Origin of the sequence: Arthrobacter sp. ZBG10, from assembly GCF_001238605.1 — a bacterium.
Classification (GTDB): domain Bacteria; phylum Actinomycetota; class Actinomycetes; order Actinomycetales; family Micrococcaceae; genus Arthrobacter.
On sequence record NZ_LFQH01000152.1, the window covers coordinates 1 to 255 of the forward strand.

At 69.0% G+C, this 255-nt stretch carries 1 protein-coding gene; it reads right to left on the reverse strand.

All coding sequences use genetic code 11. The annotated features are described in order from the left end of the window. Positions 1-255: glutamate-cysteine ligase family protein (locus ACU18_RS18975; RefSeq protein ID WP_231686146.1), on the reverse strand; the 255-nt coding region annotated here is incomplete at both ends.

Below are 255 nucleotides of genomic sequence, written 5' to 3' on the forward strand. Positions count from 1 at the left end.
CGGCCCTGGCACCCACGGACTGCGCGGCCCCGTCCGCCAATGCCCGGCCAGCCCGGATGTCCGCCTCAAGTGCTGCCATGCCCGCATGCGGAGGCGTGACAACCTCGATCATCTCCTGCTGGAACTCGGCCGTCAGGACCGGGCCGCCGTCGTCGTTATTTCCCACGGTAGCCACCCGGTACCGATCCAGCAGTTCGCCGGACAGGGGCCGTGCCTCGCCGCTCCCGGGATCGACCAGCAGTAATTCCTCCTCGA